The 14,783-nt window shown below is 63.6% G+C and carries 15 protein-coding genes; 6 read left to right on the top strand and 9 right to left on the bottom strand.

The genetic code is table 11. The features are described 5' to 3' along the window. Positions 1–129 precede the first annotated feature (129 nt). From GOQ25_RS07930 to gpmA, 6 genes are all read right to left on the bottom strand, one after another. Entirely contained in the window at positions 130–1,542 is a 1,413-nt protein-coding gene (locus GOQ25_RS07930) for an FAD-binding oxidoreductase (protein ID WP_160349922.1), read from the bottom strand. Next, positions 1,539–2,300 (bottom strand): FadR/GntR family transcriptional regulator, encoded by a 762-nt coding sequence (locus GOQ25_RS07925; protein ID WP_160349921.1) that lies wholly within the window; start codon positions 2,298–2,300, stop codon positions 1,539–1,541. The genes GOQ25_RS07930 and GOQ25_RS07925 overlap by 4 nt, the downstream gene beginning before the upstream one ends. Positions 2,301–2,505: 205 nt before the next feature. Then, positions 2,506–3,276 (bottom strand): molybdopterin-synthase adenylyltransferase MoeB, encoded by a 771-nt coding sequence (locus GOQ25_RS07920; protein ID WP_160349920.1) that lies wholly within the window; start codon positions 3,274–3,276, stop codon positions 2,506–2,508. Positions 3,277–3,295: 19 nt separating this feature from the next. Next, entirely contained in the window at positions 3,296–4,744 is a 1,449-nt protein-coding gene (locus GOQ25_RS07915; protein WP_160349919.1) for a S41 family peptidase, read from the bottom strand. 26 nt (positions 4,745–4,770) lie between these two features. Further along, on the bottom strand, positions 4,771–6,438 hold the full coding sequence (locus GOQ25_RS07910; RefSeq protein ID WP_160349918.1) for a murein hydrolase activator EnvC: 1,668 nt from the start codon (positions 6,436–6,438) through the stop codon (positions 4,771–4,773). A 3-nt stretch (positions 6,439–6,441) separates the two neighbouring features. Beyond that, a complete protein-coding gene (gene gpmA / locus GOQ25_RS07905; protein WP_160349917.1) occupies positions 6,442–7,194 on the bottom strand; it encodes a 2,3-diphosphoglycerate-dependent phosphoglycerate mutase in 753 nt (250 codons plus the stop codon). A gap of 215 nt (positions 7,195–7,409) precedes the next feature. Between gpmA and GOQ25_RS07900 the strand changes: the two genes are divergently transcribed. The 5 genes from GOQ25_RS07900 to GOQ25_RS07880 all read left to right on the top strand — a co-directional run bounded on the left by GOQ25_RS07900 (position 7,410) and on the right by GOQ25_RS07880 (position 10,807). Next, entirely contained in the window at positions 7,410–7,832 is a 423-nt protein-coding gene (locus GOQ25_RS07900; RefSeq protein WP_160349916.1) for a rhodanese-like domain-containing protein, read from the top strand. Positions 7,833–7,842: 10 nt separating this feature from the next. Further along, on the top strand, positions 7,843–8,100 hold the full coding sequence (gene grxC, locus GOQ25_RS07895; RefSeq protein ID WP_160349915.1) for a glutaredoxin 3: 258 nt from the start codon (positions 7,843–7,845) through the stop codon (positions 8,098–8,100). A gap of 51 nt (positions 8,101–8,151) precedes the next feature. Next, positions 8,152–8,685, top strand: a complete 534-nt coding sequence (gene secB, locus GOQ25_RS07890; protein ID WP_160349914.1) for a protein-export chaperone SecB — start codon at positions 8,152–8,154, stop codon at positions 8,683–8,685. Positions 8,686–8,698: 13 nt separating this feature from the next. Beyond that, a complete protein-coding gene (locus GOQ25_RS07885) occupies positions 8,699–9,739 on the top strand; it encodes an NAD(P)H-dependent glycerol-3-phosphate dehydrogenase (protein WP_160349913.1) in 1,041 nt (346 codons plus the stop codon). A gap of 72 nt (positions 9,740–9,811) precedes the next feature. Then, positions 9,812–10,807, top strand: a complete 996-nt coding sequence (locus tag GOQ25_RS07880) for a tripartite tricarboxylate transporter substrate binding protein (RefSeq protein ID WP_160349912.1) — start codon at positions 9,812–9,814, stop codon at positions 10,805–10,807. Positions 10,808–10,828: 21 nt separating this feature from the next. Here GOQ25_RS07880 and GOQ25_RS07875 read toward each other — a convergent pair whose 3' ends face one another. Further along, positions 10,829–11,299, bottom strand: coding sequence for a tRNA (cytidine(34)-2'-O)-methyltransferase (locus tag GOQ25_RS07875; RefSeq protein ID WP_160349911.1), 471 nt, complete (start codon positions 11,297–11,299; stop codon positions 10,829–10,831). A gap of 130 nt (positions 11,300–11,429) precedes the next feature. Then, the gene (locus tag GOQ25_RS07870; protein WP_236844518.1) at positions 11,430–12,005 is read right to left on the bottom strand and encodes a ComF family protein; all 576 of its coding nucleotides are present in this window, start codon (positions 12,003–12,005) and stop codon (positions 11,430–11,432) included. Between the two features lie 303 nt (positions 12,006–12,308). On the opposite strand from GOQ25_RS07870, the gene GOQ25_RS07865 reads away from it, so the two are divergent. Beyond that, positions 12,309–13,241: a methyltransferase domain-containing protein gene (locus GOQ25_RS07865; protein WP_160349909.1), complete on the top strand. Its 933-nt coding sequence runs from the start codon at positions 12,309–12,311 to the stop codon at positions 13,239–13,241. A 21-nt stretch (positions 13,242–13,262) separates the two neighbouring features. Here the strand turns inward: GOQ25_RS07865 and GOQ25_RS07860 are convergent, their stop codons facing one another. Further along, on the bottom strand, positions 13,263–14,510 hold the full coding sequence (locus GOQ25_RS07860) for a YbdK family carboxylate-amine ligase (protein WP_160349908.1): 1,248 nt from the start codon (positions 14,508–14,510) through the stop codon (positions 13,263–13,265). Positions 14,511–14,783 lie beyond the last annotated feature (273 nt).

Raw genomic sequence — 14,783 nt, 5'->3', positions numbered from 1 at the left:
ACCATGCATGGCGCGCGAGCATAGACCGCGCGCATCTGACCCTGGTGTTCACCCGCGCGCGCTCATACGGTGCCTATGCACCTGCTGAGTGCGTCAACTCCAATCGGCCCATCGTTGACGCACTCACCCTTACAGCAGCTTGCCCGGATTCAGGATCCCAGCGGGATCGAACAGCCGCTTGATATCGCGCATCAAACGCAGCTCCAGCGGGTCCTTGCTATGCAGGAAGTGATCGCGCTTGAGCTGGCCGATCCCATGCTCGGCGCTGATGCTGCCGCCATAGCGATTGACCTCATCCAGCACGATATCGGTTACGGCATCGCCCTGCTGCTGCGCCCACTCGCGCGGCGCGCCCGCCGGACGCGACAAGTTGTAGTGCAGATTGCCGTCGCCGAAATGGCCAAAGATAAACGGACGGATATCGGGATACGCCTCGCGCACGCGCTTTTCGGCCGACTCCATGAAGGCGGGGATCTGTTCGATAGGCAGCGAGATATCGTGCTTTAAATGCGGACCGTCCGCACGCTGCGCCTCGGAGATTTCTTCACGCAGCTTCCACAGCGCTTGCAGCTGCGCCATCGAGGTCGATACCGCCGCATCCAGGCACAGTTCGCGTTCGAGCGCCGCACCCATCACGTTTTCCAACAATGCATTCAACGCGTCTTCGTCGGCGGTGTCGGCCAGCTCCATCAACACATAGCCGGGATAACGCTGTGCGAACGGCTCCTGCACGCCTTGCGCATGTGCGAGCACGAGGTCCACGCAGTCGCCGGTGAAAAACTCATAGGCTTGCAGACGTGGGCCGCACTGATCGTTGACGAGTTCAGCGAGTTCCAATGCCTGCTGCGGCGATTGCACCGCGGCCAACACGACAGACCGTACGCTATTGCGGGGGAAGAGCCGCAACGCCACCGCCGTGATGACGCCCAAGGTGCCTTCGGCGCCGATTAATAACTGCTTCAGATCGTAGCCGGTGTTGTCCTTGCGTAGGGTGCGCAGGCCGTGAAAAATCTCGCCCGTTGGCAACACGGCCTCGATGCCCAAGACCAGCTCGCGCGTCATGCCATAGCGCACCACGTTCACACCGCCCGCATTGGTGGAGACGTTGCCGCCGATCTGACATGAATCCTCGGCGGCGAGGCTCAACGGCAGCATACGGTTGGCCTCCTCCGCCACGCGCCGCAGATTGCCGAGTATGCACCCTGCCTCTGCCACCAGCGTATTGGCGATCGTGTCGACAGAACGCACCTTGTTCATGCGATCCAACGACAGCACGACGTTGGCCGGCGCGCCGTCGGGCGTCGCGCCACCGCAAAGGCCAGTATTGCCCCCACGTGGCACGACCGGCACCCCCGCCTGCTGACAAAGCGCCAGACACTTGGCGACCTCTTCCGTGGTGCGAGGGCGCACGACGGCCTGCGCCTGACCCTTGTACAGGCCACGCCAGTCGGTTAACCACGGCTCGATGTCATCAGGCGCGGTGAATACGGTGTCTGGCCCCAACGCCTCGATCAGGCGCTGCGAGAAATCGGAAGTCGTCATGGTGTCTGTCCGGTAGATAAAGATGTAGCCTCGGTCGAGTGGCCAGATGCGCCGTCCACCTCGGAAAGATTCAATGCGAGCCGAGCCGCGGCGCGCCGCAAATGCCGCCGCGCCGCCTGCCGGGCCAACGCCGCATCGCCCGCGACGATGGCCTGATGCACGGCGACGTGTTCTTGATGGACCTCGTCCACGCTTGCCGATGGATGCTGCAGCGTGTTTTCGCGCGCCATGCGCACGGCGGCTCGTACCTGCAGATTCAAATACTGCAGCAGCTGCTGGTAGTAGGCGTTATGCGTGGCCACGGCAATCGCGGCATGAAACGCGATGTCGTGCTCGACCGCGAGCTCGGGATGATGCAAATGCTGCTCGAGCAAAGTCAGGCAGCGCTGCATTTCGGCCAGATCCGCGGCATCGCGCCGCAACGCCGCTAACGCCGCCGCGCTGCCTTCGAGCTCCATCCGCAACTCGAACACATCGGCCAGTTGCTGCCGTGTCAACAAGCTGCGCCCAGGCACCTGAAAACCGCCGCTGGCCGTACGCGCAATCACCGTGCAACCCGCACCCTGTCGGCTCGCCACCAGGCCCTGCGCGCGCAGCCGCTCCGTCGCTTCGCGGATCACGGCGGCACTGACGCCATAGCGCTGGGCGAGCGCTTTGCCGGTCGGAAGCTTCCCGCCCACGGGATGCACGCCAGCGGCGATCTCTGCCGCCAGTTGGCTCGCTACCTGCTCGGTGAGGGTTGTGGATTTCGTCAGCATCCAACGATTGTAGAAGAATTTTCAGGTTATCTGAAAACTTTGTGAAGCACAGGTGGTGCAAGTCTGCGTGTTGGGCGCGGGTGGGCAGCGTGGCCAGGCCGAGCCGTATAACGCCGCGGTGCTGGTGCTTGTGGTGGATTTGGTATGTGTTTGCGTGGGCCAGTCAGGCTAGACCCACAATGATGCTAAAGCGCACGATCCGCGCTCACGCGGCCACCGCGTGATGTTCCCGATCCTTGCACACCTCGCACTCTGGATCGCGGCGCACGTTCACGCTACGCCAATGCATCGTGCGCACATCCAGCCACAGCAGCCGGCCAGACAGGCTCTCACCGATACCGGCCAGCAGCTTCAACGCTTCGGCCGCCTGCATGGCGCCGATGATGCCAACCAGCGGCGCGAAAACCCCGGTCGTGGCGCAGTTAACGGCCTCGACATCATCCGCTTCGGGAAACAAACAGTGATAGCACGGCGCGTCATCATTGCGCAGGTCGTACACGCTCACCTGCCCGTCGAACCGGATCGCCGCGCCGGACACGAGCGGCTTGCGATGATGCACACAGGCGCGATTGATGGCGTGCCGGGTCTTGAAGTTATCCGTGCAGTCGAGCACCAGATCGGCTGCAGCGACGGCCTCGTCCAACTTCACACCGTCCAGCCGCTCCACGCGCGCGGTCACGTGGGTTTCGGGATTGAACGCGGCCAGCATGTCGCGCCCCGATTCGGCCTTGGGCCGGCCCACGCTCGATTCCACATGCAGGATCTGGCGTTGCAGGTTGCTCAGCTCGACAATGTCATCGTCGGCCAGCGTGATATCGCCCACGCCGGCGGTAGTCAGATAGAGCGCGGCAGGCGAACCCAGGCCCCCTGCCCCGACCACCAGCACCCGGGCGGAGAGAAAGCGTTCCTGCCCCTCGATGCCCAGCTCGTCCAAAAGGATATGCCGGGCGTATCGGAGTAACTGTTGGTCGTTCATTTGCTCAACCGCCGGTCGATCATTTCTTCTGAGCCGGCTCCACGCCATTGGGCGTGATGGTCTTGCGTTCGGTTTCGCCGCTAAGCGTCGGCTTGGCATTGGCCTGCGCCTGCGCGCGGGCCGAGCCCTTTTGCACGGGTTTGCCAGCCAGCAGATTCAGTGCTTGTTGCAGCTGGAAGTCATCCTTGCCACCAAATTCAAAGACTTTGCCGGCTGGGGGCGGCGGCACATCCTCGTCCAACATCGATTTCACTTCTTCGGCCTGACTATTGGACAGGTGACGCTGCAGGTCGGCTTCACGCGGCAGGCGGAACAAATCGCCTTCGGCCGTGTCGGCGACCACATAGTCCGGTTCGATGCCGGTAGCCTGAATCGAACGGCCCTTAGGCGTGAAATAACGCGAGGTGGTGAGTTTCACGCCGGTGTCCTGACTCAGTGGCAGGATGATTTGCACCGAGCCCTTGCCAAACGTGCGGTTGCCCAAGACCTTGGCGCGCTTATAGTCTTGCAGCGCGCCCGCCACGATTTCGGAAGCCGAGGCCGAGCCTACGTTGACCAGCACCACCATCGGCACGGTCTTCACCCATGCGGGCAGACCGGCCAGATAGTTGCCCTCGCCGCGCGAGTATTCGGCGGGCGTTGCCATGTACTTGTGTTTGGAATCCGGCGTGCGGCCATCGGTGGACACGATCAACACATCCGGCGGCAGGAACGCGGCCGCCACACCGATAGCGCTGGTCAAGAGGCCACCCGGGTCATTGCGCAGATCCAGGATCAGGCCCTTGGGCGCGCCCTTGGCCCCAAGTTCCTTCAGATGGCGAGCGAGATCGGAGCCCGTTTTTTCCTGGAACTGAGCGATGCGCACATAGCCAACGTCGCCATCGAGCATCTTGCTGCGCACGCTGCGCACCTTGATGACGTCGCGCACGATCTTGACCACGATGGGCTGCGGATTGTCGGCGCGCATCAGCGTGAGTGTGATGGGCGTTTTAGGCGCGCCGCGCATGAGCTTGACCGCTTCGTTCAACGCCATCCCCTTGGTGGGGGTGTCGTCGATCTTGATGATCAAGTCGCCCGCCATCACGCCCGCGCGCGCAGCCGGGGTGTCTTCGATGGGCGAGATGACTTTGACAAAGCCGTCTTCGGATCCGACCTCTATGCCCAGGCCGCCGAATTCGCCTTGCGTCGTGCTCTGCATATCGCGGAAGGCATCGGCATCCAGATACGCCGAGTGTGGGTCCAAGTTGGACACCATGCCCGAGATCGCATTGTCGATGAGCGTCTTGTCATCGACCGCCTCGACGTAGTTGTTCTTGATCGCGGCGAAAACATTGCTCAGTTGCCGCAACTCATCCAACGGCAATGGGCTGCCCCGTTGCGCGATGGCGGACACGCCCACACTGAGCAGGACGCCCGCTACCACGCCGATAGCTATCAAACCGAAACCACGAAACTTGCGAGTGCTCATGCACACTTCCTGATGTTGAGCCGGATTTAAAGAGCCAACCATTGGGTTGGATCGACCGGAGTGCCTCGATATCGAATTTCAAAGTATAGGCCCGATTCCACCTGTCCGCCGGTGGAGCCCACTGTGGCGATGGTGTCGCCCGCCGCAATGGTGTCGCCCACCTGCTTGAGCAGGCTCTGGTTGTAGGCATATACCGTCATATATTGTTTGCCGTGATCGATGATGATCAGGTTACCAAAGCCGCGCAACCAATTGGCATAAACCACGGTGCCGGGCGCCACGGCCTTGACTGGCGTGCCGGCCGATGTGCGCAACACGATGCCGCGCCAAACGCCGCCATCCGGACGATCCACGCCAAATCGGCCTTGTACCGCGCCGCGCACGGGCGGCGTCATGCCATGCCGAAGGCCACCTCCGGTGACAGGCGGTGGTGGCGCAGTGCGGGCCACGGGCGGCGGGCGACGCTCGGCTTCCGTATCCCCAGCGCTGGTCTCGCTGCGCGCGTCATCGTCTGCCGCGGTCGCCCGGCTTGGGGACGTGCGGGTCGAGGACGCGCTCGATGTGGCGGCTGGGGCCGGCGTAGGCGCGGTGCGCACCTCGCCAGAACTGACGGGACGCAAATCGCCGAAATCTCCGAGGGCCACGTTGCCGCGCGCGCGGGCTTGGCGCTCCTGCTCGCGTGCGGCTTCGACTTGCTCGCGTGCCAAGGCGGCGGCACGCTCGGCTTTTTCGCGCTCGGCCTGCGCGGCGGCACGAGCCTGTTCAGTCTTGGCCGCGAGCGCGGCGCGTTCGGCTTCAGCCTGCGCTTTCGCGGCGGCCGCGGCACGGGCGGCGGCGGCCTGACGTTCGGCCTCGGCCTTGATGCGGGCTTCTTCGGCAAGCCGCGCCTGCTCGGCCCGCCGCACGGCTTCGGCACGCAAACGGGCCTCTTCGGCGCGCTTGGCGGCGGCGGCTTGCTCGGCAATGGCTTTTTCCAGATCGACGATCAGCGTGGACAAGCGGCTGTCGTCGCGACCCAGCTTGCGCGCCTCGGCCCGCTGCGCGGCGATCTGCCCTTCCAGTTCGGCGACCAGGGTGGCGTGCTCGGACTGCTGTTTGACGAGCTCGGCCTTTTGTTTGGAGGTCTCTTCGACCGTACGCGCGAGGTCCGCGCGGCGCGACTCCGCGCGCTGTTGTAGCGACGCCAGGCGCTCCAGATCGGCGCGCAGGCTCTGGACGGCCTCGGCGCGGGCGCGCGATACATAGCCCAGGTAACCGAGGTTGCGACCCAATTGTTGAGGATCATCGCCCGATAGCAGCGCGGTCCACGGCGACAAGCCGCTCGCGTATTGCGTGCGCAGCTGATCGCTTAATTCGCCGCGGCGCTGCTGCAAGGCTTGCTGCTGCGACTGGATTTGTTTTTCCAGGCTGAGCAGATCGTCTTCGGCCCGATCCTGTTCAGCCTGCAATTCCCTCAAGCGGCGATTGATGCGCGAGATCGAGAGCTCGGAGGCCTTGAGCGAATCCACGGCTTCGCTGCGCGCGGCCTCGCGGTCCTCCAGCGATTTATGGAGCGCGTCGATCCGATCGCGCAAGGCCGCTTGCTGCCGTTCGGCTTCGGACTGGCGAATTGCCAGATCCGAGGGCGCCGCGATGCCCGGCAGTGGGGCCGAGCCCAACACCATCGCCAACAGCAAACCGGCCATCCACCGCATCTATCAGTCCTTTTTCGCCTTGCCCTGGGCAGCCACGGCCGCCATCGCGGCTTCGATTTCCGCGGCATCGCCCAGATAGTAATGGCGGATCGGGCGCAGGTCTGCATCCAATTCGTACACGAGGGGCTGACCGGTCGGGATGTTCAGGCCCACGATGTCCTCATCGGAGATATTGTCCAGGTGCTTGATCAGCGCGCGCAGGCTGTTGCCGTGCGCGGCGACCAGCACGCGGCGTCCGGCGCGGATGGCCGGGGCGATGGACTCGTTCCAGAACGGCAGCACACGCGCGACGGTGTCTTGCAGGCACTCGGTAGCAGGCAGCTGATCGGCCGGGATCTTGGCGTAGCGCTTGTCGAAACGCGGGTGACGTTCATCGTCCAGCGCCAGGGGGTCCGGGGCGATGGCGTACGCACGGCGCCAGATCAGGACTTGCTCGTCGCCATACTTCGCGGCGGTTTCGGATTTGTTCAGGCCTTGCAGATTGCCGTAGTGGCGCTCGTTCAGACGCCAGCTATTGCCCACCGGGGTGTACATCGCGTCCATGGCATCCAGCGTGATCCACAGCGTGCGGATGGCGCGCTTGAGGACGGAGGTAAAGGCCACATCGAACTCGAAGCCTTCCTTCTTGAGCAGCTCACCGGCTTTGCGGGCCTGCTCGCGGCCGGTGTCCGTCAGGTCGACGTCGGTCCAGCCGGTAAAACGGTTTTCAAGGTTCCATTGGCTTTCGCCGTGACGCATCAAAACGAGTTTGTACATGGTTTTTGGCCACCCAAAGGCAGGCTCGTGGTTAATGAATGCGCTCATTTTATAATTGAGCGATTTGCTCCTGGTTTTTCCCGTCGCCAACCGGGGTCCGGCGCGCGCCTATGGCGCTTTGCCGTGAACCCAGTATGATGCGGGTCCCGATCAGGCTCGCCGTTTCCGACGAGTGCTGCGTATTGTGCTAGCTCGTCTCCCTTTGAGGAACCTCTGTGGATCTTCTGCAATTCTTGGTAGCTAAAGAAAACATTTTCATCGTCGCGGTCGCCGTGGTCTCCGGCGTGCTGTTGGCGTTCCCGTCGCTGCGTAAAGGCCGTGGCGGCAAGGGCCTGTCCACGGCCGAAGCCATTCAGCTGATCAACCAACGCCAAGGGGTTTGGGTCGATGTGCGCCCCGCCGAACAATTCCGCGCCGGACATATCGCACAGGCACGCAGCTTGCCAGCTGCCGAAATCGAGCAAAAAGCCAGCGCGCTGCCGAAAAACAAGCCGCTATTGCTCGTTTGCGAAACGGGCCGCGATTCCAATCGCATTGCTGCTCGTCTGCGCGCCCTGGGCTTTGCCGACGTCTCTGTTCTCGAAGGCGGCATGCGTGCCTGGACCGGAGCCGGCCTGCCCGTCACCCAGAAACCTTAAGGAGCCTCGCATGACCAAAGTCGTGATGTATGCCAAGGATTACTGCCCCTACTGCTCGCGCGCCAAGGCCTTGCTGACCGAACGCGGCGTGACGGACCTGGAGATCATCCACATCGATCAGGATCCCGCCCAGCGCGACGTCATGATCGAGCGCACCGGTCGCCGCACCGTGCCGCAGATCTTTATCGGCGAAAAACATGTGGGTGGCTGCGATGACCTCATCGCGCTGGACCGCTCGGGTGGCCTCGTGCCCCTGCTCAACGGCTGACGGCCCGCGCCGAAAGCCTTTCTATTTGCTCACTCCTAACCGGAATTACTCATGGCTGAACAGGATCAAAACACCCAGCAGACAGGCGAACAAGCCCCTGCGTTCAACATGCAGCGCGTCTACCTGAAAGACCTGTCTGTGGAAATGCCCAACGCCCCGCACGTGTTCCTGGAACAAGAACAGCCGCAAGTCGAGGTCAGCATCAACGTGGGCGGTCAGCGTCTGGCCGAAACGATTTTCGAATCGACCGTGACCGCCACCGTCACCACCCGCGTCAACGACAAGGTCATGTACCTGGTCGAAGGCACGCAAGCCGGTATCTTTGAACTGGCCAACATCCCGGCCGAGCAAATGGATCCGCTGTTGGGCATCGTGTGCCCGACCATGCTGTATCCCTACCTGCGCGCCAACATCGCCGATGCGATCACGCGCACCTCGCTGCCCGCCCTGCACCTGGCCGAAGTGAACTTCCAGGCCTTGTACGAGCAGCGCATCGCCGAGCTGGCGCAGCAGCAGCAACAACAAGGCAACGCCAACGGCGCGGATTCGGGCATCATCCTGCCCCCGGGCGCAACTCGCCAATAATCCCGCTGTCGCCATGACCCCGCCGTCTGTTCCTCTGAACATCGCCGTTCTCGGTGCGGGCAGCTGGGGCACGGCGCTGGCCGCCGCGGCCAGCCGCCGCCATCTGACTACCCTGTGGGCGCGTGACGCCGCACAGGCGCAGGCAATGGCGCAATCGCACGAAAACGCGCGCTATCTCCCCGATATCGCCTTGCCCGGTTCGTTGGCAATCACGCACGAGCTGGACGCGGCTCTTGCGCCGCTGGCCGCCGCGCCCGAGCAATCGCTGATCATCCTCGGTGTGCCCGTGGCCGGCCTCGATAGTATCTGCCGCGAACTGGCCAACCGCTTAACCGCGCTGAATTTACACAACGTCCCGGTCGTCTGGACCTGTAAGGGGTTCGAGGCCGAAACGGCCCGCCTTCCGCATGAAATGGTGGTGGAGACCTTGGGCCACGCCGGCATCCCGGGCGGCGTCTTGTCAGGGCCGTCCTTCGCACGCGAAGTCGCGCAAGGTCTGCCCGTGGCGCTGACTGTCGCCAGCGTCCATGAAAATGTCCGACTTGCCACCACCACGGCTTTGCATGGCGGCGCCGTACGCGTGTATTCCAGCACGGACATCGTCGGCGTCGAACTCGGCGGCGCGCTGAAAAACGTCATCGCCGTGGCTTGCGGCATTGCCGACGGCCTGGCGCTGGGCACCAACGCCCGTGCCGCGCTGATCACGCGCGGCCTGGCAGAAATGAGCCGATTCGGCGTGGCGCTAGGCGCTCAACCCGAAACCTTTGCCGGCCTGACCGGCTTGGGCGATTTAGTTCTGACCGCGACCGGCGAACTCTCGCGCAATCGGCGCGTGGGGCTGGAAATCGGCGCCGGACGCAAGCTCGCCGACATCCTCGCCAGTGGCATGACTGCCGAGGGGGTGCGCTGCGCGCGCGCCGCCCTGCAGCGTGCCCAGTCGCTCGGCGTCGAGCTGCCCATCACCGAGGCCGTCTGCGCCGTGCTGTTCGACGGCGTCGCTCCTGTTACCGCCGTCTCTGCGCTCCTGGCGCGCGAAGCCCGCCTGGAAACCTGATTCCCGATGCACACGCGCGACCGCGAGTGCGCTACGCTTCTTTACCCCTCTATCGACTAGAAAGAGTCCAACATGTCCATCGCCCGATCATCACGTATCGGTGCCGCGTTGCGCGGCCTCGTTTTCCTCTTGGGCGCCGCGCTGGTGCCCGCCGCCGCGCAGGCGGAATGGCCCGAGCGCCCCATTCACGTGGTCGTGCCCTACCCGCCCGGTTCCTCTCCGGACCTGCTCGCGCGCACCATCGCCGACCCCCTGTCAAAGGCCCTGGGTCAACCCATCGTCGTGGATAACAAGCCGGGCGCAGGCGGCAACATCGGCACCCGCATGGTCGCCAAGGGCACGCCGGATGGCTACACGCTCGTCTACACCATCAATGGCCCGCTCGTCACCGCGCCCGAGCTGTACAAAAACACGCTGGGCTACGACCCGCTGACGGATTTGCAGCCCATCACCCTGGTTGCCACCAGCCCCAACGTGCTGACGGTGCCGGCAGCGCTACCCGTCGAGAACGTGGAGGACTTCGTCAAACTCGCCCGCGAACGTCAAGGCGCGCTGAACTATGGCTCGGTCGGACCTGGCAGTTCCGCCCACCTGGCCATGGAAATGTTCAAAAGCGAGGCCGGCATCGAGCTGGAGCAAATCCCCTATTCCGGTTTCCCGCAAGTGATCAGCGCCATCATCGCCGGCGACGTGCAAGCAGGCTTCATGGTCCCCGCGATTGCCATGCCCCAAGTGCAAAGCGGTAAAGTGAAAGCCCTGGCCATCACCAGCCTGGAACCCAGCCCCTCGCTGCCCGGCATCCCGACGATGGACAAGCAAGGGTATCCCGGCTTTGAAGCCATCTCGTGGAACGCGATCCTGGCCCCGGCCGGCACACCCGCGCCCATTGTGGAGCGCTTGAATCGCGAACTGGCGCAGATCATTAACAGCGACACCGTGCGCGAGCAGCTGGCCAAGCAATACTTCACCGCCGCGCCGTCCACGCCGGCCGAGCTGACCGAACGTATTCGCAAGGATCAGGCAAACTGGAATGCGGTGATCAAGCGCTTGGGCTTGTCGCTGGATTGATCGCTGATTCGGGGCGTCCGCTCAGACGCCCCCGGCATAGCCGTTCTGCCGCCAAGCTTCGAACACCGTGATCGCCACGGCGTTCGATAGATTCAGACTGCGCTGCCCGGGCCGCATCGGCAAACGGATGCGCTCGTCCTCGCCGAACGTGGCCAGCTGTTCGGCCGATAAACCGGCAGTCTCCCGGCCGAACACAAATACATCGCCGGGCGTAAACGCCACCTCGGCCACCGTGCGGTGCGCGCGGGTGGTCAGGGCGAAACACCGATCTCGCGGAGCACCGGTCGCGGCCAAGGCCTCGTCGAGCGAGTCATGGACCTGCACCGGCTGCCACTCGTGATAGTCCAGTCCCGCGCGCTTTAACCGCGCGTCATCCAAATCGAATCCCAGTGGCCGCACCAGATGCAGCTGGGCGCCCGTGTTGGCGCACAAACGGATGACGTTGCCGGTATTCGGCGGAATTTCGGGGCAGACAAGTACGACGTGGAACATGAATTTCATCCTGGCGCAGCCGCCCATGCGGCGCGCGAAGCCGTTATTTTGCCAGGGACCGGCGCCTGGCGCCCTTGGCCAGCACCACGTACCCCAAAGTGATCTTTACCGCTTTGCGAAGATACTGCCACTATTGGTGTGCGGCAGCCTCGACCCTAGCTGTCTGTGGCTGACGCCAGGGCGTGCGCGCCGCCACCAGGACCACGACACGCGCGGCCCCCGCGCTTAGCAATGCCGCGGACGCCGCATTGACCGTCGCTCCCGTCGTCATGACGTCATCGACCAAGCCCACAGACCAGCCGTCCAGACGCCCCACCGTCTCGAACAGGCCTTGCGCCGCCAAATGCCGCGCGGCGCGGCCACTGTAAGCCTGACGCGGCCCCTCGCGTCGGCGACGCAATACATCCCGTCGCACCGGCAGGTGAAGTTCAGCGCCAAGACTCGTCGCCAATTCGCCAGCGGGGTTAAATCCGCGCCGGCGCAATGATGCTGCGCTGGAAGGTATGGGCACTAGAACGGTAGCTGAAGCGGATATAGGTCCTTGCCGTGGGCTCAAGCCGCCCGCCCGTGCCACGGCCTGCGCAAGCAAATGGGCAAGCGTAGTGCTCAGGCCGAAACGATGCTCGGTTTTATACCGCGCGATCAAGCTATCAAACGGCGCCTCATAATCGAACGCCGCGATGACACGCTCGAAGTTCGGAGTCATCGCCGCGCACGCGCGGCAAACCAGCGTGCCCCGCTGAGCACACCGCGCGCATCGCGGGCCTGCCTCACGCATTGACTGCGTGATGTCATGCGCGCATCCCGGACAGAGCCGCGCTCCCGCAGCCTTGCCTTCACATAGCGGACAATCCGTGGGAATCCAGTTCCGCCACCCTCGCACGACACGACGCCAAAAGAACATCCTCCGCGAATCGGCAATAATGGATAGCATTCCCGCTGTTCCTTTTAACTGAACAGCATCATCACACCACGATTTTCGGCGCTGCCCACCGGTAGCGCGACATTCATGTCACACCCTTCTTCCAGCGCTCCCCCGACCTTGCCGCTCGTGCCCGCGCACGTCGCGCTACAGTTTTCGCGCCGTGGGGATTTGTCCGAGGCTCAGTTCCTCTATGGCGAGATCGCACGCCGCATGCTCGGTCGCTTGCAGTACATCCGCCTGCAACCCGCCGCCTTGCTGGACGCCGGCTGCGGCGCGGGTGACAACCTGCCTTTGCTGCGCGAACGATATCCAGACGCCGCCTACACCGGCCTGGACCTGAGCGCGGCATTGCTCGCCCACGCCCGCGCGCGCCATGCGCCCGGCGGCATGTCAGCTTGGTTGAACAAACTGGTAGGGCGCGGTCAAGCCGCGCCTCAATTCCTGCAAGCTGACCTGGCCGAGACCGGCCTCGCTCCCGAAACCCTGGACCTGGTGTGGTCCAACCTCGCCATGCACTGGCACCCTGCCCCCCACGCCGTACTGGGCGAGTGGAGACGCGTGCTCAAGGTCGGCGGCTTGGCCATGTTCTCCTGTCTCGGGCCGGCCACGCTACGCGAACTGCGACAGGCGTTGGTCGACGCCGGTTTGCGCACCGCCACACCTTCGTTCGTCGATATGCACGACTTCGGCGACTTGCTCGTGGAAAACGGTTTTTCGGATCCGGTCATGGATCAGGAAACGCTGACGCTGACTTACCGCACCCCGCAGCGCCTACTCGAAGACGTGCGCGCGCTGGGCGGCAACCCTGCGCGCGAGCGACGCGGCGGCTTGGTCGGACGCGATTGGCTACACCGCCTGCACGCCGCGCTCGAAGCGCAGCGCAACGCCGATGGCGTGATTCCCCTGACAATAGAGGTGTCCTACGGTCATGCGTGGCGTGCCGCAGCCCGCCGGGCCGCTCCGAACGAGACCCGGTTGTCGGTGAGCGCGATCGGCGGCCGCCGTGCCGGCGGCTGAGCCACGCCCAAGCTGACCCGCTTAATGCAACCTGTCGGCGTTCCAGCCGGCGTTCAGCCCGGGCTCTGGCGTGGCCAGCGCTTGAACATCGCCCATCATCGGCACTGACGTCGCGCGGATACGGCGGCGCGGCACTTCCGTCGATGCGCTGACATCGCGCTCGCCGCGCCAGACTCGCGTCATGGATTCCACCACCGTCGGCAAATCCCGCACGCGGTGGAACTGACCGCGCAGCCAGCGCGCATCATTGCCATTGCGCAGTGCCTCGTCGCGCAACTGGCTAAGCATGTCGCCCGTGCCGAGTTCCTCGGCGATCGGCTCGAGCTTGCGGAACAGCTCTCTGGCATGGTCGATCAAACGCACGCGCTCTCCGCCCGCTGTGACATAGCTGCCTTGCAAGCCAAACCGGCAAGCCTGGAAGTGATTGCTACGATAGGCCAGCCATGCGCTCGTCGCCGGCTGGGGTTCGCGCGTCACCAACACCGAGAGCGCTTGTGCAAACGCCGCCAGCTGGCACGCGCGTTCCACTGTGAGGGGCGTATCGCAGACCCGGATTTCCACCGTCCCGAATTCAGGCTTGGGGCGCACATCCCAGTAAAGATCCTTGATGCTCTCGGCCAAACCGCTATGACGCAGTTGCGCCATATAAGCCTCGAACTGATACCAGTCAGTCACCTCCGGCGGCATATGGCCAGCCAGCGGGAAACTGCTGACCGCGTTGAGCCGGCAGCATGAGAAAAGCGTATCCACGCCCTCGTAATAGGGCGAAGACGCCGACAACGCAATGAAATGGGGAATATAGGGAGACAAGCCCTGCACCATCCGGACCGCGGCGTCGCCCGAGCTCACACCCAGATGGATATGCTGCCCAAACACCGTGAACTGCCGTGCCAGATAGCCATACATTTCGGCCAGATACTGAAAACGCGGCGTATCGGAAATCGAACGGTCCTGCCAGCGCATAAAGGGATGCGCGCCGCCACCCGCGACCGAGACACCTACCGCGTCGGCGGCCTCGCATAAGACGTCGCGCATTTCACGCATCTCAGCCAGCAGGCCGACGGGATGTTCATGCACCGACGAGTTCAACTCAATCATTGAACGCGTGATCTCGGGTTTGATCCGATCCACGAGAGGGTGATTGCTCAGTTGCACCAGTAATTCGTCCGCGGCAGCAGTCAAATCAAAAGTACGTGGGTTGATGAGCTGCAGTTCCAACTCAATGCCGAGCGAATTCGAGGCGGACGAGACGAACGGAATTTGATCCATCTCTGACTCCTTATTTAGTTGTAGGGATGCGCCATTCGGCCTGGAAGCCCGGCAACCTCCCGGGGTGGCGCTAGATGGCGTCTTATGAGCCCATGATAGCCGCATAATTGCGCCAGAAAGCGTCTAAATCGTGACATTTATCTGCAACCTCCCACGTCTGCACGTTTTCATCTGTGACAGACGGCGCAGTGAGCGCACACTAGCGAGCCAATGTGCGGCTGCGGAGAGAGCATGCACCGGAAAGCCATTATTTTCGCGGGGTTTGGGGCGGCG

The organism is Bordetella sp. 15P40C-2, assembly GCF_009763235.1.
In the GTDB taxonomy this organism is placed as follows: Bacteria; Pseudomonadota; Gammaproteobacteria; order Burkholderiales; family Burkholderiaceae_B; genus Bordetella_A.
This window is presented reverse-complemented; position numbering and strand designations above follow the sequence as displayed.